We start from the raw sequence: 22894 nt of genomic DNA on the forward strand, positions 1-22894 counted from the left end.
CGGCCGCGCGCACGGCAACGGCGCCGACACCCCCCGCCCGGGTCAGGCGGGCGCGCGGCGGTCCGCGGCGTCGAAGCGCGCGAGGGCGAGGGCGCCGGGCCGCAACGCCTGCTCCAGGGCCGCGGCGAGGCCGTCCCCACCATCGTCCTCGCACTCGTCCCCGCGCTCCTCCCTGCGCTCCTCCCCGCACTCGTCCCCGAAACCGGCCCTGAAGCCGTCCTCGAGGCCGCCGAGGGCCTCGGCGGTCTCCTCCACCGCGTCCCGGACGATCTCTGCCGCGATCTCCTCGACAGGGGTGCGCGGGCCCAGCTTGCTGACGGCGGCCGCGGCGCGGGCCGGGGTGAGGAGGGCGGTGACCTGGCCGAGGAGCCAGCCGGGGACGCCGGCGGCACCCGTGGGCGGCACCCGGTAGGGGCGGGAGCCGTCGTAGCGCCCGTCCTCCGCGAAGGCGGGGTGCTTGGACTTGGCGACCGGCCGCGTACCGGCGGGGATACCCGCGGGGGACCACCACATGCCCGCCGGCTTGACGACCAGGCCCTCGGCGAGGTTGCCGGGCAGGCCGGGCAGGCCCAGCAGGGCCGGTACGCGGGTCGGGAACACCGGGCTCCGGTCCTGGACCCGGTCGAGGGCACCATGGGCGATCAGCGGGGCGCAGTGCAGGCCGGCGGCCGCCGCGGCCTCGCGCAGGACGCTGTCGCCGACCCAGAGCAGGCCGCCGTCGCCCGCGTCGCCCTTGCCGTCGCCCTCATCGCCGTCATTGCCGTCATTGCTGTCCGTCCCGCTGGCCCCGCCGGCCCCGCCTCCGATCGTGGCGTCGAACGGCAGCCAGAGGAGTCCCGGCGCGTACCAGACGCCCGTCTGCACCGGCTCCGTTCCCGGTGAGGCGGGCACGTCCGGGTGGGGGTAGCGGCCTCCCGCCAGTTCGCCGTAGATCGTCACCGGAGCCTCGGCGCCCACGCCGTGCCGGCGGCGGAGGCCGGCGGCGCACCGGTCCGCGGCGACGGCCAGGGCCGGCCAGATCCGTGCCACGCCGAAGAAGTCATCGAGGCCGCCCTCCCCCAGCAGTTCACGGCGTTTGGCCGGGCGGATCCCGGTGCGGTCGCACACGACGGCGAAGTTCGCCCCGTGGACCTTCTCCAGCGCGACCCACTCCCCCTTGGCCCGCGTCTCGCCGAGCCTGATCCTGGACGGGATCTTCGGGTACGGCGACCAGCGCCCCTCAGTCACGGGCACCGCCGTGCTGGTGCTGTTCCGGCAGGCTGCTGTCCGGGTGGACCCAGAGCAGGACGTTGGCGGGCCGTGCGTCGCCGAAGAAGTCGAGGACCTCCCGGTCCGAGTGGCGCAGGCTGAAGTGGGTGAGGACGAACACCGTGTCCGGGTGCGCCTCCACGACGGGCCGCAGCCGGCTCCAGACCGTGTGTCCGACGCGGTCGGCCCGCTCCGTCTCGGCGTCGTCCAGGTAGGTGCACTCCGTGATGATCACCGGGTATTCGAACAGCCATGGGTTGTCCTCGAAGACGCTCGCGTGGGTGTCTCCCAGGAAGGCGAACAGGGGCTTGCGCACCTCGTGTTCCACCCGGACGCCATCCGCGCGGCGCCGGGCCATGACCCGGCCGAACTCTCCGCCCCTGCCGTCCGCGGTGAACGAGCGGCGCAGTTCCTCGTACTCGGGGAGCAGTGCCGTGCGGCGTTCCGAGAAGGCGTACCCCACGCACGGCACCTTGTGGGCGCAGTCCACCACGCGTACGTGGTGCCCGCAGCGGCCGAAGGTGAACTCGTCGCCCCCGCGCACCCCGTGGAGCCGGCCGTTCGCTGCCAGGGCCGGGTCGTAGGCCGGGCCGTGGTTCAGCTCGGCCGAGGCCTTCAGGAAGGCCTGCGCGTAGGGGACCGCGGCGGCCGGCAGGTGGATGTCGACGCCGCCGGGCCTGGCGGCGAGGTAGTCGAGGTCCTTGGCGTGGTCGTGATGGGTGTGCGTGAGGAAGACCGTTTCCGGCTGACGGCCTTCGGCCAGTCCGGCGTCGAGCGCGCAGCGCAGTTCCGGGACGTGGAAGAAGGTCTTGTCGTTGGCGCGTGAGTACCCCGTGAGGGTGAGCTCGGTGCCGGGTATGCGCCAGGTCTTCCACTGCCGGAACGGGTGTCCCCGCTCCAGCCGTTCGGGGTGGGCGGGGAGTGCGGAGATTGCGGGGCGTGCGGTCCGCGGGGGCGGCTGTGTCATCGGTGCCTCCGTCGGACCGCCGTGATCAGGTGAGGTCCCGATGGTAGCGGGGCCGTTTTCGGCGGGCGCATGGTTTTCGCGTGCGGTGGTGGAGCGGGCCGGCGGGGCCGTCACCCGGGCAGCCGGGCCGCCAGGAGCGCCAGGCCGTGGCGCAGTCTGCGGAAGTACGTGGCCCGGCTCAGGTGCAGGCTCCGGGCGATCTGATGGTGCGTCCGGGGCCGGCCGAGGTAGTACGCCGCGAGGATCGCGCCCGCCTCGGCGTCGGCGTCGGCAGCGGCTTCGGCCCCGGCCAGGGCGGCCACCCCGTCCTCGAGCCATCCCCGCAGGGACTGCGCGGTGTCGAGTCCCGGAAGGCCGATGAGCGGGCTCTCCGCCAGTCGGCCGGGCTCCCGCAGATGGGCCAGTGCCCTGCCGACCAGGGCCGGCAGGTCCGCGCCCGGCCCGGGTGCCGCGCCGGGGCCCAGACGGCGCATCCACCCGGACAGGCCGACGCCGGTGAAGTCCTGGCTGTACACCTCCGGGCGCCGGCCGCAGCGGTAGACGTCGTCCCGGATGCCGCCGTGCGGGCGGAAGCTCAGGGTGCGCAGCAGGTGCTGGTAGTCCTGGCTCGCCGTCGAGACGACCAGATGCCCCGCGAGGGTGGCCTGTACGAGGATGTGGCGCAGCATCTGGGCGTGCACGCCGGCGTCCGCGCCGTAGGCCGCACCCAGGAACAGCCCGCTCGTGGCCGGGCCGCTCACGGCAGGGCCGCCCGCCGCGCGCTGTCCGGCGCCGCGGGGCACGAGGAGGTCGCCGGCGTGCTGCTGGAGCAGTGGTTCGATCCCGTCCGCCGTGTCCGAGCCGACCGGCACCAGGGCCGCCAGCGCCACCGCCCGGCCGTCCCGGTCCCGGGCCATGTGGAACGAGGCCGGTCCCGCCGCCAGCCAGCGTTCGGTGATCCGCTCCGAGCGCCGGGCGTCGAAGCCGCTGCGGACCGCCCACCGGTGCATCAGCCGGCCGATGTCGTCGGCTTCCGCGGGCCCCGCGGGCCGGATCAGCGCGGAGTCCTCGACCGGCGGGAACAGGGAGCGGCGCAGGACGGGTTCGCCCGACAGAAAGAGTCCCTGTTCCACCAGCCGTGCCTGCTCGCGCGGGTCCCGGCGGTCGGCGAGCAGCGCCTGCCGGTAGCCCGCCGCGCGCTTCCGGACGCTTTGGTGGGCCTCCGGCCGACGCCAGGCGTAGGCCAGTTCGAACAGGCTGCGGTACGGCTCCCGCACCGCCAGGCCGAGCGGCTCCCGGCGTACCAGGCTCAGCCCGGCGAGCGCGGAGAACAGGTCCGGTCCGCCCGTGAGCAGCCGTTCGTCGCCCGCCCGTACGGTCGCCAGCAGGCGCAGTGCGTGCCGGTGGCGGCCGCCGATCCGGGGGTCCTCCCGGCCGAGCCGTCTCAGCACCTCCTCGGCCACGGCGTCGGCGACTGCGCCGGGCGCGTCCGCCGGGGTGCCCGCCAGCAGCTCCCGGCAGGCCAGTTCGGCCACGAGGGGCAGTCCGCCCGAGAGGCGGACGGCCAGTGCCACGGCCTCGGCGTCGGCCAGGCCGGTCGCCCGAACCTGCTCCTCGACGGCCCCGGGCGGCCACGGGTCCAGGGACACCGTGACGGGAGCGTGCTCCGCCCAGCCGGGCGAGGACCGCAGGGGGCGCCGGCTGACCAGCAGCACGGGACGGGTGCAGGCGTCCAGGGCGGCCGCGACGGACTCCGCCCGGGCCGGTCCGTCCACGCTGTCGATCAGCAGCAGCCCGCCGGCCGGCGCGGCCCCGGGCCGCGGCGCCCGGAGCCGCGCCGCCGCCCCGGCCCCGGACAGGCCGCAGAGGTCGACGGCGGCCGCGAGGGGCAGCCTGCGGGCCAGTGCGCTCTTGCCGCTGCCGAGCCCGCCGACCAGGTTGACCACGGGGCTCGTGGCGAGAGCGGTCCGCAGGGCGGAGAGGCCATGAGTGATCTTCACGGATCCGGGACGATACCCAGCCGCCGCGGGCCGGGGTCAGAAAACATCCGGCCGAAGTGTGGCCGGAGTTGATACTCCGTTGAGACTTCCCGCGTGCGGGGCGGGGCTAGTGTCGAGCCGACCGCGGGGCCCCGGCGGCACACCCACCTGCACGGCTACCACGAACCCGAAAGGAGCCTGGCGTGAAGCTGGTTCGATGGCTGTCGACCACGGCCACGGCCTTCCTCGCCGCGACGGCCCTCCTCGCCGGACCTGCGACGGCGACCGCCGCGGAGAACACCTCCTCCTCGTCCTCCGCCGCCGCCCTGGCGCCCACCGCACCCAAGTACTTCCTCGGCACCGGATACGGCCCCTACAACATCGCGGTCGACGCCGCCTGGGCCTCGGCCTACAACGCGGCCGCGAACGAGGGCTACGAGACCGGCCGCTGTTCCCCTTCGGCCGGCCCGGCGGCCAACCCGATCGGCAGCAACGGCTACTACCAGGTGCTCGTGGAGATCTACTGCACCGTGCCGCCGCCTCCGGGATCCGGCCAGATCGTCGGCGTCCACTCCGGCAAGTGCGTCGACGTCAAGGGCGCCAGCCTCAAGGACGGCGCGCCGATCCAGCTCTACGACTGCAACGGCAGCGCCGCGCAGGCCTGGAAGCTGGAGGGCGACGGCACCCTCCGCGCGCTCGGCCGGTGCATGGACGTCCAGTACGCCAAGACGGAGAACGGCTCGCTGCTCGGGCTGAACACCTGCCACCAGGGCCTGAACCAGAAGTGGGAGGTGCTGCCGGGCGGCCTGCTGCGCAGCCTCCACTCGGGCAAGTGCCTCGACGCCCTGGGCTGGGCCACGGGCAACGGAGCGCGCCTGGGCATCTGGGACTGCACGCCTCACCACACCAACCAGCAGTGGCGGGGAGCGCCCCTGGGCACCTGACACCGGCCAATGTGACGACCGCCTCCGTACGGTGCCCCCGTGCCGTACGGAGGCGGTGTCGTCCCGGGGCCACGGCCACGCCGCCCCGGGGGTGTCCCCCGTGGCAGTCGTCCCCGTCGCGGTCGTCCCCGTGGCGGTCGTCCCCGTGCCGGTTGTCCCCCACGGGGGTGGATCCCCGCCGTCCAGAGGGCGCAGTGCGGCCCGTGCCTCGGTGGTGCGGCGCTGGTGCGGGCCGAAGCTGTGGCCTGCTCGTTCCCGCCGCGACCGGAGGTCCGTACGCCCATGTCCCACGCACAGCCCAGACCTCCGGAGCGGTGGTTCCCGATCCGGTCCGGCGGCCGGGCGGCCAGGCGGGTGGCCGCCGCTTCTGCGGCCGCCCTGGCCCTCGTTCTCGCACTGCCCGGTACCGCGATGGCGGCCCCGGGAGACCTGGACCCGACCTTCGCCGCCACCGGCAGGGTGCAGACCTACTTCCCGAACGACGAGGGGCCGTGGGAGTACGCCGAGGGCCTCGACGTCGCCCGGCAGGGGGACGGGAAGCTGGTCGTGGCCGGCCGGGTGACGGGGCCGGGTGTCCCGTTCGACATCGCGCTGATCCGGTACAACGCCAACGGCAGTGTCGACACCGGTTTCGGCGGCGGTGACGGCCGGGTGACCACCGACTTCGGCGGCGACGACCAGGCCGAGGCGGTGGCCGTGCAGCCGTCCGACGGGAAGATCGTGGTGGCCGGCAGCACCGAGGTCACCGACGAGGGCGGCGGCTGCTGCTTCTTCTCCGTGGCCCGCTACAACACCGACGGCAGCCTCGACCAGAGCTTCGGCTCGGGCGGGCTGGTGCGGGTGGACGCGTTCGGCGGGGCGTCCGGCGCCAGTGACCTGGTCGTCCAGCCGGACGGCAAAATCCTCGCGGTGGGTCTGAGCGGCGGCGCGGGCTTCGCGCTGACCCGAATCAACCCGAACGGCAGCCCCGACCCGTCCTTCGGCGGGGACGGCACGGTGGTGGCGGGCTTCACGCCCGCCTCGCCCCAGGACGCGGGCGGTCGCGCCACCGGTCTGGCGCTGCAGCCGGACGGCCGGTTCGTCGCCGTCGGCTACACCGGCAACACCGCCTTCGACTTCGGAGTGGCCCGCTACCTGTCCAACGGCAGCCTCGACACCTCCTTCAGCGGCGACGGCATGGCGACCGCGGACTTCGGCGGTACGGACTTCGGGCGGGCGGTGGCGGTCGCTTCCGACGGCTCCGTCGTCGCCGCGGGTTCCACCGGCACCGGCTTCGCGCTCGCCCGGTTCACCTCCGCCGGCACCCCCGACCCGGGCTTCGGCACCGGCGGGCGGGTCACCACCGTGTGGCCCCTCAGCACGGCGGTGGCGTACGACATGACGCTCCAGGCGGACGGCAAGATCCTGGTCGGCGGGACGGCGGACGACCCGGACAGCCAGGAGGCCGTCGACTTCGCCCTCGCCCGCTACCAGCCGAACGGCGTTCTGGACACCGGCTTCGGCGGCGGTGACGGCCGGGTGTACACCGGCATGCTGGGCGGGGAGGAGATCCGGGGCCTGCTCGTCCAGCCCGACGGCAGGATCGTCGCCGCGGGCCTGGCCGGGCTGGGTGCCTTCGGGATCGCCCGCTACGAGGGCGGCGGGACCACGCCTCCCCCGCCGCCGGCCGCGGACCTCTCGGTGACGAAGACCGGTACCACCACCGTGAGCATCGGCGACCAGGCGTCGTACACGGTACGGGTGTCCAGTTCCACGGCCTCCACCGTGACCGCGACGGGCGTGACGCTCACCGACACCCTCTCGGGGGCCGGCGGCACGATCCTGTCTGCCGTGCCGTCGCAGGGCAGCTGTACGACCACGGCGACGGGGGCGAACTGCGCCCTCGGCAGCCTCGCCCCGGGCGCGAGCGCCACGGTGACGGTGACCGCGGAGCCGCGCGCCACCGGCACCCTGACGGACCTGGCGTCCGTCACCTCCTCCGCGCAGGACCCGAACACGGGGAACAACAGCGCCGCCGCGTCGACTTCGGTGAACAACTCACGCGGGTGCACGATCATCGGCACCAGCGGGGCGGACACGCTGAACGGCGGCTTCGGCAACGACGTGATCTGCGCCCTGAGCGGCAACGACACCGTTCGTGCGAGCTACGGCAACGACACCGTCCACGGTGGCCCCGGCAACGACAACGTGGACGGCAACTACGGCGACGACACCCTCAACGGCGGCCCGGGCAACGACGTCCTGACGGGGTACTACGGCAGCGACCGCCTCACCACCACCGACGGCGTCGGCGCCAACGACACCGCCAACGGCGGCCTGGGCATCGACACCTGCACCACCGACCCGGGCGACACCCGCATCAGCTGCCCCTGAGCGTGTCCCCCTCCCCCGTCGGGGCGGTCCGGGCCGGCGTCCTCCGGTCCGGACCGCCCCGGTCCGGACCCCCGCTTCGTGACGATCCGCCGTGGTGGGACCCTCACCGACGCGGATCACCGTCTCCTCGCCCTGTGGGCCGCCTCGTGCGCGGAACACGTCCTCCACCTCTTCGAGTCGGCCCGGCCCGGGGACCCGCGGCCGCGCCGGGCGATCGGGCATGCCCGGGCCTGGGTGCGTGGCGAGGTCAGGATGATGCAGGCCCGCGCGGCGGGCGGCCATGCGATGGGGGCGGCCAGAGACCTGCGCGGGGCGGCACGGCATGCCGCGTACGCCGCCGGCCAGGCCGGGGCCGTCGCGCACGTCGCCGCGCACGAACTGGGCGCGGCCGCCTACGCGATCAAGGCCGCACGAGCGGCGGCACCAGCAGGCGGGAGCGAGGCCGCGGGACGACTCGGGTGCCGGTGGCAGCGCGATCGGCTCCCCGAGGAGATCCGCGCGCTCGTGCTCGACGACCAGCGGCTCCGCAGCGACATCTGCTGGTCGGTGTTCGACTGCTGAACCGGGGCAACCAAGGCTGTCGCGGGCGAAGTTGACCAGATCCTGACTGGTTTCCCCCCGCTCCTGCGGGGAGCCCGGGCCGCCCGCCTGTCGGAACGCCGTTCTTCCGTGCGGACCTGTCCTGATCCTTTCGATCCCCGCGCGACGGCGGCCGGTTGGGTTTCGGGTGCGGTGCCCGGCTGGTGTACCGTCACGCTCACCGAACCTACTGTTGAGTAAGTTCGGCGAGCGGGGTGGCATGCGCCTGACAGCTGCTTCCCCGGGACCGGCGCCGCGGCTCTGCCGCCACGACGCCCGTGACCTGCGGCCTGCGGCCTGCGCGTACGGCACCTTCCCCGCTCCCCCTGCATTGCCTTCCTGACTGACCATCAAAGCCGAAGGTTCCCCTCTGCATGTCCCCTCGCACCCGCGGAGCGCTCCCCGCACTCCTTCTCACCACCGCGCTCACGCTGACCGCCTGCGGCGGCTCGCCTGCCTCCGACGCCAAGTCGGCAGGCGCCACGTCCACGGCCGGCCCGACCGCATCCGACGCCACGCCGCCGGCCGGCTCGGCCGCCACCGTGGCCGCCCCCGCGCCCACTTCCGCCAAGCCGAAGCCCTCGCGCACGTCGACGGCCGGCAGCCTGCCGGTCTCCGTGGTGCCCGCCGGCAAGCCGGCGAAGCTGGCCCTCGTCACCCCCGCCGCCGCCCGGTCCGGCAAGCCCGCACCCGAGGCGAACTCCCCCGACCTCACCCTGTCCTCCTACGACCGGCAGACCGGCGCGGCCGTGCTCACCGCCGCCGAAGGCTCTCCGGCCGGCAAGGGCGGTGCCGCCGCCGGAGTCAAGGTCGGCCAGCTCATCGACAGCCCTCCGACCCCGGCCGCGCCCCGCGGGGCACTGGTCGCGATCACCGAGGTGAAGAAGACGGAAGGCGGGAAGACGGCCGTCGCCACCCGTCCGGCCACCGTGGCGGAACTGCTCGGTGACAGCTCGGCCGGCCTGCACACCGCCCTCGACCCGCGCAACATCAAGGTCGAACCGCAGGTCAAGGACCTCAAGGTCTCCTTCACCAAGCGTGCCGACGGCGGCAACGGCTCCGTCTCGACCGGACTGAAGCTGGACGCGGACACCAAGGTCCCGCTGCCGCACGGGGCTTCGGTGGACCTGTCCGGCTCGGTCGAGATCGACCCGTCCATCGACTTCTCCTACGACGGTCACGCGCTGAGCCCCCGTCAGGCCAGCGTCGGTTTCGACGTGGAAGCCCGCGCCAACTGGCGGGTCGCCGCCGGGATCGCCGGGTCGGCCGAGCCGATCCGCATCCCCCTCGCCAAACTCCACGCCACCCCCACCGTGATGGCCGGTCCGGTGCCGATCGTGGTCGGCCTGGACCTGGCGCTCTACGCGACGGTCTCCGCCGACGGCAAGGTCACGGTCGAGGCCGAGCAGCAGCTCGCGGCCGACTGGGGCATCCGCTCCGACTACGCCAAGGGGAAGGGCTGGACGACGAGGACCGAGCCCGGCACCACGAACATCTCCCCGGTGCGCGCCAAGTTCAGCGGCTCCGCGTCGGTCCGTACCGGCCTGGACCTCGAAGGATCCGTCGCCCTCTACGACGCGGTCGGCGTGAAGGCCGCGATCAAGCCCTACCTGCGGGCCGCGATCGACGGGGCGGTCACCATCGACTCCAGCGGTGCCGCACCGGTCGTCAACGGCAAGGCCGGCCTCTACGGCGGTCTCGACATCAACGGGGCGCTGATGGCCCGCATAGCCATCCTGGGCACCCCGCTCTTCGAGAAGGAGATTCCCTTCGCGGCCTTCCAGCGCGAATGGCCGATCGTGACCCGCTCCACGGGCACCAACACCCCGGCTCCCGCCCCCGGACCGGTGAAGGGCTGACCCCGGTCCGCCCGAATGGAGGGGGCTTGCGGGCGGTGTTCCGTCCGCAAGCCCCCTCCGGCTTCAGCCGGCCGCGCGTTCCGCCAGCGAGCGGCGCTCCGTCTCGGTCAGCCCGCCCCACACGCCGTAGGGCTCTCCCACGCGCAGCGCGTGGCGCAGGCATTGCACCTGCACCGGGCAGAGGGCGCAGACCTCCTTGGCCGCCTGGTCCCGTGCGGAGCGGGCCTCGCCGCGCTCTCCCACCGGGTGGAAGAACCGCTCCGTGCCGAGGTTCCTGCACGCGGCGTCCTCCTGCCACAGCCAGTGGTGATCCGCCCGCCCGGGCAGACGTGACACGTTCGGCATGTGCCGCCTCCTCTCTTCCGGCTTCCGCGTTCCTTCCCGGTCGTCGGCGCCCGTCCCCGACGCGTCTGACCCGCGTGGGCGTTCCGAAACTTCCCTCCGGACGGCGGCCGCCTCAACCGGCCCGCGTGCCTGCCCCGGCCTGCTCCGTACCGGGCTCGGACACGGCCGTGGACGTGGTGACCCGCGGCAGGGCGTACGGGTGCTTCTCCGCGAGCCAGGCGACGAGTTGTTCGCGGACCGCGCAGCGGGCGGTCCACAGGTCGTCCGGGTCCTTGGCCGTGACGACGGCCCGCACCAGGATCGTGGTGGGGGTCGTGTCGGTGACCGCGAGGTCCCGGCCGCGGCCGTCCCAGGCCTCGCAGCCGTCGAGGATCTCCTTCAGCTTCTCCCGCATCAGGGCGACGGGGGCGGTGTGGTCGCAGTGCAGGAACACCGTGCCGGTCATCTGGATCCCGCCGCGCGACCAGTTCTCGAACGGGCGTCCGGTGAAGTACGAGACGGGCATGGTGATCCGGCGCTCGTCCCAGGTGCGGACGGCCAGGAAGGTGAGCGTCACCTCCTCCACCACGCCCCATTCGCCGCCCACGACGACGGTGTCGCCGATGCGCACCATGTCGCCGAAGGCGATCTGGAACCCGGCGAAGAGGTTGCCGAGGGTGGACTGCGCGGCCACGCCGGCCACGATGCCGAGGATTCCCGCCGAGGCCAGCAGGGAGGTGCCGACGGCACGGAAGGAGGGGAAGACGAGCAGCATCGAGGCCGCGGCGATCACGGCGACGACGGCCGTGACGATCCTCATGATGAGGGTCACCTGGGTGCGGACCCGGCGGAGCCTGGAGGCCTCGCGGGTGCCGGACGCGTAGCGGGCGTAGGTGGACTCGACCACGGCGGAGGTGACGCGGACGACGAGCCAGGCGCTCGCCCCGATCAGCACGAGCGAAAGGATCCGGCCCACGGCCGCCTCGTGCTGCCGCAGCGGCGGCCACTCGGTCTGCGGGTACGCCGCCCTCAGCACGGCCGTGAGCAGCAGGACGCGCACGGCCGGGAGGCACCGGCGCAGCATGTTCCAGAGCGGTGTCTCGGGGTGACGGGCGTCCGCGCGGCGCAGGAGCAGGTCGGTGAGCCAGCCGGTGACGAGCGCGAGCACGATCGCGCCGCCCATGACGGCCGGCAGTCGGAGAAGGCTGTCCATGGCTCCTCGAAGGCAGGGGTCGGTCCCGGGAACGGGCTGCGCCGGGGTCAGGCGTGGAGCAGTTCCTCGCGCAGGGCGCCCAGGGTCCGGTTGAGCAGGCGGGACACGTGCATCTGGGAGAGGCCGATCTCCGCGCCGATCTGCGCCTGGGTCATCTCCCGGCCGAAGCGCAGTTCCAGGATGCGCGTGCACCGTTCGTCCAGGCCGGCGAGGAGGGGCGCCAGGGCGTGGCGGTCCTCGACCGCCTCCAGGGCGGGGTCGAGGTCGCCCACGGTGTCGGCGAGGGTGCGCGCGGAGCTGCCGCGCGGGGGCGCCTGCGCGCTGCCTGCGGCGGCGGGTTCCCGGGGCGCGTCGAGGGACTGGGTCGAGTAGCCGTTCGCCGCCACCAGCCCGTCGCGGACCTCTTCCTCGGTGAGGCCCAGGTGTGCCGCGAGTTCGGCGGGGGCGGGCTCGTGGTCCAGTTCGGCGGTCAGCTCCTCCGTGGCCTTGGCCAGGCGCGAGCGCATCTCCTGCAGGCGGCGGGGGACGCGGACGGCCCAGGTCGCGTCGCGGAAGTGCCGTTTGATCTCGCCCGTGATGTAGGGCAGGGCGAGCGTGGTGAACTGCGTGTTGCGAGCGGGGTCGTAGCGGTCGATGGCCTTGATCAGGCCGATGGTGCCGACCTGGAGGATGTCCTCGTTCTCGGGGCCGCCGGGGCGCTCCCGGAAACGGCGGGCGGCGAACCGCACCAGCGAGATGTTCATCTCGATCAGGGTGTTGCGCACGTACCGGTATGCGCGGGTGCCCTCTTCCAGGCTCCGCAGCCGCTCGAAGTACACGCGGGTCAGGCGGCGGGCGTCGGAGGTGGACAGCTCGCGCGGGCGGGACACCTGCGGCAGCGCGGTCCTTGTGGCGGTCCCGGTCGTGATCGTCGCCTGGTCGCCGGCCTCGAACGTGGCCATGAGGGTCATCGTCTTCGCTCCTTGGGCACGGGGGCTTGCGGTGCGTTGCTCGAATGCTCGGTTGCGGAAGGCCGCTTCCGCTTCCCTGAACCCTGCCGGGATCATGGACACACGTCAAGGGATACCGGAAAAACAGTTCTGGATTTGCTTTTCGCGAGTCACCACTCAAGAATGCGGGCGTGGACAACGAGCACACGGCTCCCCGGCGGAGCCGCTGGACCTTCCTGACGAACCACGCCCGGGTGCTGATCGCCATCGCGCGCGATCCGGGGATCCGGCTGCGCGACATCGCGGCGAGCTGCGACCTGACCGAGCGGACCGTGCAGGCGATCGTCACCGACCTGCAGACCGACGGATACCTCACGCGGATCCGGGACGGCCGCCGCAACCGCTACGTCATCGCCCCCGGCGCGCGGTTCCGCCACCCCGCGGAGGCCGATCACGAGATCGCCGGCCTGCTGGCGTACCTGGCCGCCCCGCTGACCGCCCCTGCGGCAGCAGCCGACGGGGTTCCGCCGGCACGCCCCGCGGGAGAGAGTCCCGCATGATGGTGTGAAGGACGTACGCGCCGGAACGGAACGGAACGGACCGGGCGCCGCGGGCCGGGGAACCGGCAGGCAGGAGCACCGCTGTGGACAGCACCCTCTGGTGGGCCCTGGGGGCCCTGGCCGTCGCCACCGCTGCCTGCGCCGTCGTGCTGCTGGTCCGCGTGCTCCGGGCGCGGCGGCTGCTGATGGACGCGGGCGTGCCGTTCCGCGACAAGGCGCTGTTCTGGACCGCCGTGGCGTACACGCTGTGGCCGGTCGACCTGCTGCCCGACCCCATGTACCTCGACGACATCGGCGTGCTGCTGCTCGCCCTGCGGTCGCTCCACGCGGCCGTCCGGCACGCGGGCGCAGCCGTGCGCTCCACCGCCGACTGAACCGTGCCGCAGCCGGCTTCCGCGCGGCGATGAGTTCCCGGGCGTCTGCGGGTCTACCTCTTGACGGAGACGGCCGACGCACCGGGAGGAAGCCATGGGCCTCATCCACATCGAGATGTTCGCGACCCTCGACCTCGTCGGGCAGGCGCCCGGCGGCCCCGACGAGGACCCGGTGGGCTTCCCGTACGGCGGCTGGCAGGCACCCCTGCTGGACGAGGTCGCCGGGGAGCAGGCCGGTGCCGCGTACGAGGGCACCGACGCGCTGCTGCTCGGACGGCGGACGTACGACATCTTCGCCGCCTTCTGGCCCCACTACGAAGGCTCCGAGGACAACGAGATCGCCGCGCTCTTCAACCGCGTCCCGAAGTACGTGGCCTCCCGCGGCAGGCCCGACCTCTCGTGGGCCGGGTCCACGCAGCTCGGCCCGGACCTCGCCGCCGCGGTGCGCGAGATCCGTGACCGGCACGAGCACGTGAAGGTCGTCGGCAGCCTGAACCTCGTGCAGACCCTCCTTCGCGAGAGGCTCTTCGACCGCCTCGACCTCTGGCTGCACCCGATCGTGCTCGGCGTCGGGAAGAAGGTGTTCGCCGAGGGCGCGGTGCCCACCAACGTCACGCTCCTCGCACCCCCCGTGGCCGGCCCGAAGGGCACGGTGTACCTGCGCTACGGGCTGGCCGAGGGCGTCCCCGGGACGGGGGACATGAGCGCACCCGGTCGCGGTGTGGCGAACGACCGCTGACCGCGGATCCTCCGGGCCTTCAGCGCGGTGCGCTGTCGTCGGCCGGGAACGACGGGCCGTGGCCGGGCACGATCACGTCCGCGGCGGCCAGCACCCGGAGCCGGGACGCCCTCAGCTCCTCGCGGTCCGGGGCGACCGGGTCCTCGGCCGGGCCGTCCGGTCGCCACCACAGGTCGCCCACGAACGCCACCACGCCCGAGCCCGTCCCCGCGAGCAGCGTGATGTCCTCGACGCTGTGCCCCGGGGTGCGGATCAACCGCAGCGAGGGGGTGAGTTCGTAGCCCTCGGCGTCCCGGTCGGTCCACTGGTCGGCCTCGTAGATCGCCTTGTGGTCGTGCACCCTGGCCCGCCCGAACAGGCCGACGTTCATGGTGTTGTCGGGGTGGTGGTGGCTGAGGACCACGTCGGTGATGTCCTCGGGCCCGAGGCCCAGCTCGGCGAGCGGGCCGAGGATGCGGTCGCGGCTCGCGACCATGCCCGGGTCGACGATCACGTGCCGGTCCCCGTCGGCCACGTAGGACACGGTGGCGGCCACCCCGGGACCGGTGGAGAGGGTGTAGCCGACGGTCAGGATCCTGTGGTCGGCGCTGCGGCCGAGCGGTGCGTCTGTCATGCCCTCGATCCTGCCGGGCGGGAAGATCACCGACGAGTGGCACGGATGCCAGTCATCGCAGGAAATGTGCCAGACTCCGTGTGTGCCTCCCTTCAGGACCGTCGCCGCGTACGTCCCGCCCGGAGCCGGCATGCTGGCCGTCGGAATCGTCGCCGAGGTGTTCGCTCCGCGCGGGGAGGGACTGCCCGGGTTCGACTTCGCCCTGTGCGGCGAACGGCCGGGGACCGTCCCCACCGACGTGGCCGTGCCGCTCACGATCGCTCACGGACTGGACCGGCTGGCCGCCGCCGATCTCGTGCTGGTCCTGCCGGGCGCCGGCTTCCGCACTCCGCCGGCACCCGCCGTGCTCGACTCCCTTTCGGCCGCGCACGCGCGGGGGGCGTTGATCGCCGCCCACTGCGTCGGCACGTTCACGCTCGCCGCGGCCGGCCTCCTCGACGGGCTGCGGGCCACCACCCATTGGCGGTTCGCCGGTCTGCTGGCCCGCAGCCACCCGGAGGTCACCGTCGAACCCGATGCCCTGTACCTCGACGAGGGGCGGATCAGCACGGGTGCCGGAGCCGCGGCGGGCTTCGACCTCTGCCTGCACCTGATCCGGCGGGAACACGGGGCCGCGGTGGCCAACGCCATCGCCCGCGACATGGTGCTTCCCTCGCACCGCGACGGCGGGCAGACCCAGTACCTGGCCGCGCCCGTCCCCGAGGACGGTCAGGACGAGCGCCTCGCCGAGGTGCTCGCCTGGGCCCGCGCGCATCTCCACGAACCCCTTCCGGTCGCGGAGTTGGCCCGGCGCGCCATGATGAGCAAACGGTCCTTCGCCCGCCGCTTCACCGCCGCCACCGGGACCACCCCGCACGCCTGGCTGCGGGACCTGCGGCTGAGCGGCGCCGAGGAGCTGCTGGAGACGACGGACCTGCCGGTCGAGGAGATCGCCCGCCGGGTCGGCTACGGCAGCGCGTCCGTACTGCGCGAACAGTTCGTCCGCCGCCGGGGAGTCCCGCCCCGTTCCTACCGTCGCGCCTTCACCCGCACGCCCGGTCCGGCGGAGTGAGCGCCGGAACCGCCGTGAGCTTCCCCGATAGGGGTAGTGGCGGGCGCAAACGGCCTCGTCGGTGATTTCCGCGCGTGCGGGCGGTCTACAGGAAGAGAGGAAGGAGACCGCCATGGCCACAGAGGAACCCGCAGAACACCCCACGACGGAACTGGACGCCCGCTACAGCTCCGCGCTGAATCCCCGGCCGGGGGCCGCGGACGTCACCGCCACCGAATGGGCCGAGGCACTGCGGCAGCTGGAGACCGCGGAGATCTTCTGGCTGTCCACGGTGCGCCCCGACCGCCGGCTGCACGTCACCCCCGTGATCGCCGCCTGGCACGACGGGGCGCTGTACTTCTCGACGGGGCCCGGGGAACAGAAGGCGAAGAACCTCGCCCATGACGGGCACTGCGCCCTGACCACCGGGGCGAACGCACTCACCGAGGGGCTCGACCTCGTGGTCGAGGGCAAGGCCGAGCGCGTCGCCGATCCGGCCGTGCTGGAGGAGGTGATCACGGCGTACGAGACGAAGTACGGGCCCCACATCACTTCGCCCGAGGGGACGTTCCACGGCATCGGGGACGCGTTCCGGAAGGGCGACGCGGTGCTCTTCGCGGTCGCGCCGATCACGGCGTACGGGTTCGGGCGGGACGACGGCGTGTACACGCACACGCGGTGGACGTTCTGAGCGACGGGACGGGGTCGGCGGGTCGGCGCCGGCGCGTGCGGGCCGAACCGGTCAGTGGCCCCGTTCCCTGGCGGGACGTGCCCGGGGAGGGTCCACCGTCAGGGTGCGGGGCGGCGCCGCGGGCCGGTCGTACGGTGCCGGCAGGCGGAGGGGGGCGCGCCCCGGGGTGAGGGAACCCAGGACGCGGGGGCCCGCCGCGCCCGTGCACTCCGGGAGGGTGCCCGGCATGCCGTGCAGGGTGAGGTAGCCGAGGACGGCGAAGGCGTACGCCTCCTTGGCTGCTTCCGGCAGTCCGAGCGCCTGCTCGGAGGTGCGGAGCCGGACCGCCGGGCCGAGCTCCTGGCCCAGTGCCGCCATCAGGGCGGGGTTGCGGGTGCCGCCGCCCGAGGCGAGGACCTCGGAGACGGCGTAGGGGCGGAGCGCGTCGGCGACGGTGCGGGCGGTGAGTCGGGTGAGCGTGGCGAGGACGTCGGGCGCGGGGAGCGGGCCGGTGGCGTCGAGGGCGGCCCGCAGGTATCCGGCGTGGAACAGTTCACGGCCGGTGGTCCGGGGAACCGGCAGGCCGTAGTAGGGCTCGGCGAGCAGCCGGTCGAGCAGGGGCCGGTGGACGGTGCCGCGGGCCGCGAGGCGGCCGTCAGCGTCGTGGTCGAGGCGGCCGTCGGTGAGGGCGCGGGCGGCGGCGTCGAGGAGGGCGTTGCCGGGGCCGGTGTCGAAGGCGGCGGGGGTGCCGGCCGGAGTGAGGACGGTGGCGTTGGCGATGCCGCCGAGATTCAGCGCGGCCGGTACGCCGGGGTGGCCGCGCAGCAGCAGCCAGTCGACAAGGGAGACGAGCGGGGCTCCCTGGCCGCCGGCGGCGACGTCACGGGTCCGGAACCCGGAGACCACGGGGAGGCCGGTGACCTCCGCGATCCAGGCGGGTTCGCCCAGCTGCAGGGTGCCGTGGACCCGGCCCGCTTCGGCCCAGTGGTAGACGGTCTGGCCGTGCGATGCGACGAGGTCGGCGCGGCCGCCGCACAGTTCGCGGTCGGCACGGGCGGCGAGGCGGGCGAAGGACTGCCCGATGCGGGTGTCGAGGCGGCAGACCTCGGCGAGGGTGGTGCGGCCCGGTGGCAGCGCGGCCCCCAGGTCCCGGCGGAGCCCGTCGTCGTACGGCTCGCTGACCATGCCGAGCGGGGTCAGGTGCAGGGTGTCGCCGCGGCGGGTGAGGCGGGCGGCCGCGGCGTCGACGGCGTCGCAGGAGGTGCCGGACATCAGGCCGATGACGGTCATCGGCGTCGGAGTGCGCGGGCCGGGTGCGGTGGAGGGGGTCATCGGAGGGGCCTTTGGTGGTCGTCGGGGCGCAGGGTGAGGAGGGCGGGGACGGCCGCCGCGCAGGCGCCTGCCGCGTAGAGGGCGGGGATGTCGGGGTTGCCGGTGTGGCGCACGAGGGCGGTGACGATCAGTCCGGCACAGCCGGAGAAGACGGCGTTGGACAGTGCGTAGGCGACGCCGAGTCCGGTGCTGCGGACCCGGGTGGGGAACATTTCGGCGAGCAGGGCGGGGCCGGGTCCGGCCAGCAGCCCGATCGTCGCGCCCGCCGCGACCAGCAGGGCCGCCTTCACGGCGACCGGTACGCCGGGGGCGCGCAGCTGGTGCAGGAGGGGTACGGCGAACAGGACGACGAGGACGCTTCCCGCGAGCATGACGGCACGCCTGCCCAGGCGGTCGCTGAGCGACCCGGCGGGGAGGACGGCGGCGGCGAAGCCCGCGTTGGCGAGGCAGGTGGCGATGAGGGCGTGCTGGAAGGAGGTGCCGAGGGTGGCCTGGAGATAGGAGGGCAGGACGACGAGGAAGGTGTAGCCGGCCGCGGACCAGCCCATGATCCTGGCGATGCCGAGGGGGATGGCGCGAGCGGGCCGGAGCTCTCCGGGGGTGGGGACGGTGGCGGTGATGGGGGTGATGGCGCTGGTCCGCGCGTTCGGCTCGGGCAGTCGCAGCCGGAGCCACAGGGCCACGGCGCCCATCGGGAGGGCGAGGAGGAAGGGGACGCGCCAGCCCCAGGCGTGCAGGGCGCTTTCGGAGAGCACGGTCGCCAGGCCGGCGGCGGCACCGGCCCCGGCGAGGAGGCCGAGCGCGACGGTGAAGGACTGCCAGGCGCCGTGGCGGCCCCGCCGGCCCGGCGGGGCGCTCTCGGTCACGATGCTGACGGCTCCGCCGAACTCGCCGCCGGCGGAGAGGCCCTGGACGGCGCGCAGCAGGGTCAGCACCCAGGGGGCGGCGGCGCCGATCGCCGAGTAGGCGGGCAGGAGCCCGATCAGCGCGGTCGCACCGCTCATCAGGCAGACCGCGGCGATCAGCGCGGGGCGGCGTCCGGCCCGGTCCGCGAACCGCCCGAAGAGCAGTGCGCCGAGCGGACGGAAGAAGAAGGCCACGGCGAAGGCGGCGTACGTCCCGATCAGCGCCTCGGTCCGGTCCCCGCCTTCCGGGGTGAAGAACCTGGCGGCGATGACGGTCGCGAAGGCGCCGTAGACACCGAACTCGTACCACTCCACGAAGTTCCCGACGGACGCGGCGACCAGGGCGCGACGGGCCTGCCGGCGCCGCGCGGGAGGCGGGGCCGGTACGGCGGGCCGGTCCTTCGGGCCGGCTTCGGGGCGGGACACAGGAGGTGGCTGCCCTCGGCCGCGGCATGGGATGCGCGGACGGGCCGCGGTTCAGCGGATCGGCGGATCGGCGGCACACCCGGCCCGACGACCGCGCCGCACGGCGCACCGGGGATGCGGGGCGGGATGTCCGACGGATGCCGCGCCCGTCGCGCCGCGCCGCTGCGGAGCCATCCGGTGCGGTGGCCGCCCCGCCTGGGGCGCGTCGCCGGCCCGGCGGAGCTGCAGTGCCCGCGGGACGGCCCCATGCGCAGCGGAAGCCGGCGCCCGGCGGGTGCGCCATACGGCAGACCGGGGGGGCAGGGCGGGATGTCTGACGGAATGTCCGGCGGGAAGGAGCTTCCGACGGCCCGTGCGGCCGCGGAGCGGCCCGGTGCGGTGGCCCGCCCGCCCGGGCGCGTCGTCAGGCCGGCGGAGCCGAGGTGGGCCTGCGCGGATGCGCCCGAGACGGGCGTGTGCGGCGGAAGCCGGCGCACGGCGCGTGGCGGTCCGGTCCGGGGGAAGCGGTGGTCGTCGTCCCGGGCTTCCTGTCGTCGGCAGGGGTTCTGCCGCGCCGCGTTGCCGGAATTGCCCGGTGCGGGAGCCCGGTTGGCCCTCGGGGCCGACTGCGGGCCGGGGCGCCCGGCGGTCAGAGACCGCGGATGAGGGCGTCGAGCGGGGCGGGTATGCGGTCGGGGTCGAGGGCCTCGACGAGCACCCGGCCGTAGTGGATCTTGCGGCCCTTCTTCGTGCCGAGGAAGCGCCGGAGCCGCCGCCCTGGAGGGCGGCCCTGCTGTGCGGGCTGGCGCAGGAAGGTCTGCAGCGCCCGCAGATCACCCTCGGACTCGATGAGCTCCTCCACCCGTGTCACGCCCAGCGCGCGGATCAGCTCGTCCTCCAGGTCCGCCGTGCAGACGAAGAACTCCTGCCGGGTCGCACCGGCCCGCTCCCAGCCCCGGGCGTAATAGCCCTGCTCCGCCTCGTCGCACAGGCCGGTGAGGCGGAGCCCCAGACCGGACGGCCCCAGCAGGCCGGCGTAGCGCCCGACGCTCATGGCGCCGCCGATCGACAGCACGCACACTCCTTCGGCGGCCAGGTCCCGGCCGCGGCTCGCGGCCAGCGCGTCGACCGCCGCGACATCGCTCGCCCCTTCGAGCAGGACGGCCGCCCGGACCGACAGCCGCTCGGCGAGCTCGCGTGCGGGCGCGGGCGGGCCGCCGGCCGCCCACGCGGTCACCGCTTCCCTGAAGGACTCCATGTCTGCCATGGGAGGAGTCTTCGTGCTTCCGGGCCGCGTGGCCAGGGAATTTCCCCGGCGCCTTCAGCGGCGGGGCGAGGGCACCAGGCGCATCAGTGTGTGCAGGACGGCGTCGATGGTGTCGTGGGCCGGTTCGTCGGTGACATGGGTGAGGAGGCGGGCCAGGGCGCGGAGCAGCGGGGGCGAGGCCATGACGCGCGGATGGAGCAGCGGCCGGTAGCCGTACCGGGCGAGGACGAGGTCACCGGCGAGGCTGCCGAGGCGGTAGTACCGTCCCCAGCGGCGGCGGATCTCGGTGGGGTACTGCTCCAGCACCCGTTCCCGCCGGGGCCCGGCCGGCCGGGCCAGGGCCAGGGCGATGGTCTCGGCGGCCACCTCCGCGGCCTCCATCGCCTGGGCGATGCCCTCGCCGCTCCACGGACTGACCATGCCTGCGCTGTCCCCCACCAGCAGGAGCCCGCGGCGGTACTGGGGCCGCCGGTTCAGCCCCATCGGCAGGGGGGCGCTGCGCAGCGGGGATTCGGCGTTCTCCTCCTGGATCCCCCACTCCGTGGGCAGGCGCGGCAGCCAGTGTTCCAGCGCTGACCGCAGGTCGACCGGCCGGCGCCGGCGCTGCGGCAGGGCGCCGAGGCCGACGTTGACCCGGCCGTCCCCGAGGGGGAAGACCCAGCCGTACCCCGGCAGGTCAAGCCCGGTGTGGGGGCAGCGCAGATCGGCCCAGAGTTCCAGGTAGGGGTCGTGGGTGCGGGCCTGGCTGTGGTAGTAGCGGCGGGCGGCCGCCGCCACCGGCCGGTTCGTGTCACGGGCGAGTCCCAGGGCGACCGCGGTGCGTGCGGAGGCGCCGTCGGCCGCGACGACGAACGGCGCCCGGTAGCGGACGGGTTCCCCGTCCGGGCTCCGGGTCGCGGTGACACCGGTGATGCGGCCCGCGCGGTCGGTCAGCGGAGCCGTCACCTTCACCTGTGTGCGCAGGCGTGCTCCGGCCGCGGCGGCGTGCGCGGCGAGCAGGTCGTCGAAGTCGTGACGGCTCCGGGTGAGCCCGAAGTCGGGAAGGCTGCCGAGCTGTGGCCAGTCGAGTTCCACCCGGTTGCCCTCGCACACCCACCGCATTCCGCGGTTGCGCATCCAGCCCGGCGCGTCGATGTCCACGCCCATGCGCACCAGCTGGGCCACGCCCCGGGGGGTGAGTCCGTCACCGCAGGCCTTCTCCCGGGGGAAGCCGCTCTTCTCCAGCAGCAGCACGTCCAGCCCGGCGCGCGCCAGGTGCAGGGCGGCGGAGGAGCCGGCCGGCCCCGCCCCGACCACGATGACCTGTGCCTGTTCCTCCCGCGCGCCCACGGGCCCCGCCGGCACCGGAGGCCCGCCTGCGGAGGCAGGATCGTCGGCCGGGGCACGGTCCCCCGCGGAAGCAGGGTCTCCCGCGGAGCCGGGGTCGCGGTCACCGCTCAGGTCATCACGCTTGGTGGTCACCGCATCACTATCCCATCACTGGGGTCGGGCCCGCGGTACCACGGCGACGGGACCGGCCGGGGCTTCGGACCCAGCCGGGGCCGGGGCCGGACCGGGTCCGGCGTCCGGGCGGCCCTGCCTCAGCTCGGCGAGCAGTTCGTTCCGCCCGGCCAGCATCTCGGTCAGGATGCGGCGTGCGGCGCGCAGCAGGTCCGCCACGTCCCCGCCGGCCAGGGCGTAGGTGACCGTGGAGCCCTCACGGGTGGAGACGACGATGCCCGAGCGGCGCAGAACGGCGAGTTGCTGGGAGAGGTTGGACGCCTCGACGTCGATCTGGGCCAGTAGGTCCCGGACCGGCCGAGGTCCGTCCTGAAGGAGTTCGAGGACGCGGATGCGGACCGGGTGTCCGAGCATCCGGAAGAACTCGGCCTTCGCCTGGTACAGCGGCACCTGCATACCCACGACGCTCCTGCTGCTCCTCGGACCGTTGTTCGGCCGCGCCGCCTGCAGCGGCACGGCCTCCACTCTCCATGGTCCCGTCCTGTCGGCCCGCCCACACCCGAAGTTGACCGGTTTTGGATGTGTCGAGTTGAAGATGTCTTCAACTCATGGGCATGCGTGGGCCCGTCGGGATGCCGGGGCTAGAAGTCCAGTTCCGACTCGATCCGGCGGAGCTGGTGACGGGCCATGGCGAGGTTGGAGTTCCCCTTGTCCAGGACGAGGTAGAGGAACAGGCCGCTGCCGCTCTTGCTGCGCAGCACCCTGATCAGGTGGTACTGGGTGCCCAGGGTGATCAGCAGGTCCTCCAGGTCGTCCTGGAGACCCAGCAGTTCCATGGTGCGGACCTTGGCACGGATCACGTCCGTGTTGCCGGCCGCCGCCACCATCAGGTCCAGGTCCTTGCCTCCGCCCAGCGTGCCCAGAGCCATGCCGCTGGTGTAGTCCACCAGCGCCACCCCCAGCGCGCCGTCGATCGAGGTCATCGCTTCCTTCAGTGACACTTCCACGTTGGCCATGGCCGTCCTCCGCACTGCGTGTGCCGTATCCGGCGTATCCGGCGCCGGATCTTCCGTACCGGGACGCTACCGATCCCCCGGCGCCGGGCGGCCGGTTCCGCGGATTCGGCGAAAAACGATCGGCGCTCCGTCGCGACGCGACAGCCGCG

The 22894-nt window shown here is 74.0% G+C and carries 22 protein-coding genes; 9 read left to right on the forward strand and 13 right to left on the reverse strand.

The features are described from left to right. Nucleotides 1-42: 42 nt before the first annotated feature. From ACGFQ9_RS00790 to ACGFQ9_RS00800, 3 genes are all read right to left on the reverse strand, one after another. Nucleotides 43-1227, reverse strand: coding sequence for an RNA ligase family protein (locus ACGFQ9_RS00790; protein WP_393569768.1), 1185 nt, complete (start codon nucleotides 1225-1227; stop codon nucleotides 43-45). After that, on the reverse strand, nucleotides 1220-2215 hold the full coding sequence (locus tag ACGFQ9_RS00795) for an MBL fold metallo-hydrolase (protein ID WP_393569770.1): 996 nt from the start codon (nucleotides 2213-2215) through the stop codon (nucleotides 1220-1222). Before ACGFQ9_RS00795 ends, ACGFQ9_RS00790 begins: the two co-directional genes overlap by 8 nt. A 110-nt stretch (nucleotides 2216-2325) precedes the next feature. Next, on the reverse strand, nucleotides 2326-4194 hold the full coding sequence (locus tag ACGFQ9_RS00800; protein ID WP_393569771.1) for a hypothetical protein: 1869 nt from the start codon (nucleotides 4192-4194) through the stop codon (nucleotides 2326-2328). A 182-nt stretch (nucleotides 4195-4376) separates the two neighbouring features. On the opposite strand from ACGFQ9_RS00800, the gene ACGFQ9_RS00805 reads away from it, so the two are divergent. From ACGFQ9_RS00805 to ACGFQ9_RS00820, 4 genes are all read left to right on the forward strand, one after another. Further along, nucleotides 4377-5117, forward strand: coding sequence for a ricin-type beta-trefoil lectin domain protein (locus tag ACGFQ9_RS00805; RefSeq protein WP_393569773.1), 741 nt, complete (start codon nucleotides 4377-4379; stop codon nucleotides 5115-5117). Nucleotides 5118-5399: 282 nt separating this feature from the next. Next, on the forward strand, nucleotides 5400-7490 hold the full coding sequence (locus tag ACGFQ9_RS00810) for a calcium-binding protein (RefSeq protein WP_393569775.1): 2091 nt from the start codon (nucleotides 5400-5402) through the stop codon (nucleotides 7488-7490). 78 nt (nucleotides 7491-7568) lie between these two features. Further along, a complete protein-coding gene (locus tag ACGFQ9_RS00815) occupies nucleotides 7569-8051 on the forward strand; it encodes a putative immunity protein (protein WP_393569777.1) in 483 nt (160 codons plus the stop codon). Between the two features lie 392 nt (nucleotides 8052-8443). Continuing rightward, on the forward strand, nucleotides 8444-9928 hold the full coding sequence (locus tag ACGFQ9_RS00820) for a hypothetical protein (protein WP_393569779.1): 1485 nt from the start codon (nucleotides 8444-8446) through the stop codon (nucleotides 9926-9928). A gap of 63 nt (nucleotides 9929-9991) precedes the next feature. Here ACGFQ9_RS00820 and ACGFQ9_RS00825 read toward each other — a convergent pair whose 3' ends face one another. From ACGFQ9_RS00825 to ACGFQ9_RS00835, 3 genes are all read right to left on the reverse strand, one after another. Then, nucleotides 9992-10273, reverse strand: a complete 282-nt coding sequence (locus ACGFQ9_RS00825; protein ID WP_393569781.1) for a WhiB family transcriptional regulator — start codon at nucleotides 10271-10273, stop codon at nucleotides 9992-9994. A 112-nt stretch (nucleotides 10274-10385) separates the two neighbouring features. Beyond that, nucleotides 10386-11465 (reverse strand): mechanosensitive ion channel family protein, encoded by a 1080-nt coding sequence (locus tag ACGFQ9_RS00830; RefSeq protein WP_393569783.1) that lies wholly within the window; start codon nucleotides 11463-11465, stop codon nucleotides 10386-10388. A 47-nt stretch (nucleotides 11466-11512) separates the two neighbouring features. Beyond that, a complete protein-coding gene (locus tag ACGFQ9_RS00835; RefSeq protein WP_393569785.1) occupies nucleotides 11513-12415 on the reverse strand; it encodes a SigB/SigF/SigG family RNA polymerase sigma factor in 903 nt (300 codons plus the stop codon). A 170-nt stretch (nucleotides 12416-12585) separates the two neighbouring features. Here ACGFQ9_RS00835 and ACGFQ9_RS00840 point away from each other — a divergent pair, with 170 nt between their 5' ends. From ACGFQ9_RS00840 to ACGFQ9_RS00850, 3 genes are all read left to right on the forward strand, one after another. Then, nucleotides 12586-12954, forward strand: coding sequence for a helix-turn-helix transcriptional regulator (locus ACGFQ9_RS00840; protein ID WP_393569787.1), 369 nt, complete (start codon nucleotides 12586-12588; stop codon nucleotides 12952-12954). Between the two features lie 83 nt (nucleotides 12955-13037). After that, nucleotides 13038-13328 (forward strand): YkvA family protein, encoded by a 291-nt coding sequence (locus ACGFQ9_RS00845; protein WP_393569789.1) that lies wholly within the window; start codon nucleotides 13038-13040, stop codon nucleotides 13326-13328. A 94-nt stretch (nucleotides 13329-13422) separates the two neighbouring features. After that, entirely contained in the window at nucleotides 13423-14067 is a 645-nt protein-coding gene (locus tag ACGFQ9_RS00850) for a dihydrofolate reductase family protein (protein ID WP_393569791.1), read from the forward strand. A 19-nt stretch (nucleotides 14068-14086) separates the two neighbouring features. Here the strand turns inward: ACGFQ9_RS00850 and ACGFQ9_RS00855 are convergent, their stop codons facing one another. After that, nucleotides 14087-14680 (reverse strand): MBL fold metallo-hydrolase, encoded by a 594-nt coding sequence (locus tag ACGFQ9_RS00855; protein ID WP_393569793.1) that lies wholly within the window; start codon nucleotides 14678-14680, stop codon nucleotides 14087-14089. A gap of 130 nt (nucleotides 14681-14810) precedes the next feature. Between ACGFQ9_RS00855 and ACGFQ9_RS00860 the strand changes: the two genes are divergently transcribed. Further along, a complete protein-coding gene (locus tag ACGFQ9_RS00860) occupies nucleotides 14811-15731 on the forward strand; it encodes a GlxA family transcriptional regulator (protein ID WP_393570765.1) in 921 nt (306 codons plus the stop codon). A gap of 112 nt (nucleotides 15732-15843) precedes the next feature. After that, nucleotides 15844-16401, forward strand: coding sequence for a pyridoxamine 5'-phosphate oxidase family protein (locus ACGFQ9_RS00865; protein WP_393569795.1), 558 nt, complete (start codon nucleotides 15844-15846; stop codon nucleotides 16399-16401). A 51-nt stretch (nucleotides 16402-16452) separates the two neighbouring features. Here the strand turns inward: ACGFQ9_RS00865 and ACGFQ9_RS00870 are convergent, their stop codons facing one another. The 6 genes from ACGFQ9_RS00870 to ACGFQ9_RS00895 all read right to left on the reverse strand — a co-directional run bounded on the left by ACGFQ9_RS00870 (nucleotide 16453) and on the right by ACGFQ9_RS00895 (nucleotide 22745). Then, nucleotides 16453-17670, reverse strand: coding sequence for an anhydro-N-acetylmuramic acid kinase (locus ACGFQ9_RS00870; RefSeq protein WP_393570767.1), 1218 nt, complete (start codon nucleotides 17668-17670; stop codon nucleotides 16453-16455). Between the two features lie 38 nt (nucleotides 17671-17708). After that, on the reverse strand, nucleotides 17709-19043 hold the full coding sequence (locus tag ACGFQ9_RS00875) for an MFS transporter (RefSeq protein WP_393569797.1): 1335 nt from the start codon (nucleotides 19041-19043) through the stop codon (nucleotides 17709-17711). Nucleotides 19044-19671: 628 nt separating this feature from the next. Continuing rightward, nucleotides 19672-20289 carry a TOPRIM nucleotidyl transferase/hydrolase domain-containing protein gene (locus tag ACGFQ9_RS00880; protein WP_393569799.1) on the reverse strand — a complete coding sequence of 206 codons (618 nt, stop codon included), beginning with the start codon at nucleotides 20287-20289 and terminating at the stop codon, nucleotides 19672-19674. 54 nt (nucleotides 20290-20343) lie between these two features. Continuing rightward, nucleotides 20344-21633: a geranylgeranyl reductase family protein gene (locus ACGFQ9_RS00885; RefSeq protein ID WP_393570769.1), complete on the reverse strand. Its 1290-nt coding sequence runs from the start codon at nucleotides 21631-21633 to the stop codon at nucleotides 20344-20346. 132 nt (nucleotides 21634-21765) lie between these two features. Next, nucleotides 21766-22185, reverse strand: a complete 420-nt coding sequence (locus tag ACGFQ9_RS00890; RefSeq protein ID WP_393569800.1) for an ArsR/SmtB family transcription factor — start codon at nucleotides 22183-22185, stop codon at nucleotides 21766-21768. Nucleotides 22186-22370: 185 nt separating this feature from the next. After that, nucleotides 22371-22745: a hypothetical protein gene (locus tag ACGFQ9_RS00895; protein WP_393569802.1), complete on the reverse strand. Its 375-nt coding sequence runs from the start codon at nucleotides 22743-22745 to the stop codon at nucleotides 22371-22373. Nucleotides 22746-22894 lie beyond the last annotated feature (149 nt).

The sequence above is a fragment of the Streptomyces sp. NPDC048603 genome (assembly GCF_043199475.1).
GTDB lineage: Bacteria > Actinomycetota > Actinomycetes > Streptomycetales > Streptomycetaceae > Streptomyces.

Excerpts from the sequence above, each read along its gene's own strand:
- ACGFQ9_RS00795 (WP_393569770.1), bottom strand. The coding sequence starts at position 2,215 with ATGACACAGCCGCCCCCGCGGACCGCACGCCCCGCAATCTCCGCACTC.
- ACGFQ9_RS00810 (WP_393569775.1), top strand. The coding sequence starts at position 5,400 with ATGTCCCACGCACAGCCCAGACCTCCGGAGCGGTGGTTCCCGATCCGG.
- ACGFQ9_RS00820 (WP_393569779.1), top strand. The coding sequence starts at position 8,444 with ATGTCCCCTCGCACCCGCGGAGCGCTCCCCGCACTCCTTCTCACCACC.
- ACGFQ9_RS00825 (WP_393569781.1), bottom strand. The coding sequence starts at position 10,273 with ATGCCGAACGTGTCACGTCTGCCCGGGCGGGCGGATCACCACTGGCTG.
- ACGFQ9_RS00830 (WP_393569783.1), bottom strand. The coding sequence starts at position 11,465 with ATGGACAGCCTTCTCCGACTGCCGGCCGTCATGGGCGGCGCGATCGTG.
- ACGFQ9_RS00835 (WP_393569785.1), bottom strand. The coding sequence starts at position 12,415 with ATGACCCTCATGGCCACGTTCGAGGCCGGCGACCAGGCGACGATCACG.
- ACGFQ9_RS00850 (WP_393569791.1), top strand. The coding sequence starts at position 13,423 with ATGGGCCTCATCCACATCGAGATGTTCGCGACCCTCGACCTCGTCGGG.
- ACGFQ9_RS00855 (WP_393569793.1), bottom strand. The coding sequence starts at position 14,680 with ATGACAGACGCACCGCTCGGCCGCAGCGCCGACCACAGGATCCTGACC.
- ACGFQ9_RS00860 (WP_393570765.1), top strand. The coding sequence starts at position 14,811 with ATGCTGGCCGTCGGAATCGTCGCCGAGGTGTTCGCTCCGCGCGGGGAG.
- ACGFQ9_RS00865 (WP_393569795.1), top strand. The coding sequence starts at position 15,844 with ATGGCCACAGAGGAACCCGCAGAACACCCCACGACGGAACTGGACGCC.
- ACGFQ9_RS00870 (WP_393570767.1), bottom strand. The coding sequence starts at position 17,670 with ATGACCGTCATCGGCCTGATGTCCGGCACCTCCTGCGACGCCGTCGAC.
- ACGFQ9_RS00880 (WP_393569799.1), bottom strand. The coding sequence starts at position 20,289 with ATGGCAGACATGGAGTCCTTCAGGGAAGCGGTGACCGCGTGGGCGGCC.
- ACGFQ9_RS00890 (WP_393569800.1), bottom strand. The coding sequence starts at position 22,185 with ATGCAGGTGCCGCTGTACCAGGCGAAGGCCGAGTTCTTCCGGATGCTC.
- ACGFQ9_RS00895 (WP_393569802.1), bottom strand. The coding sequence starts at position 22,745 with ATGGCCAACGTGGAAGTGTCACTGAAGGAAGCGATGACCTCGATCGAC.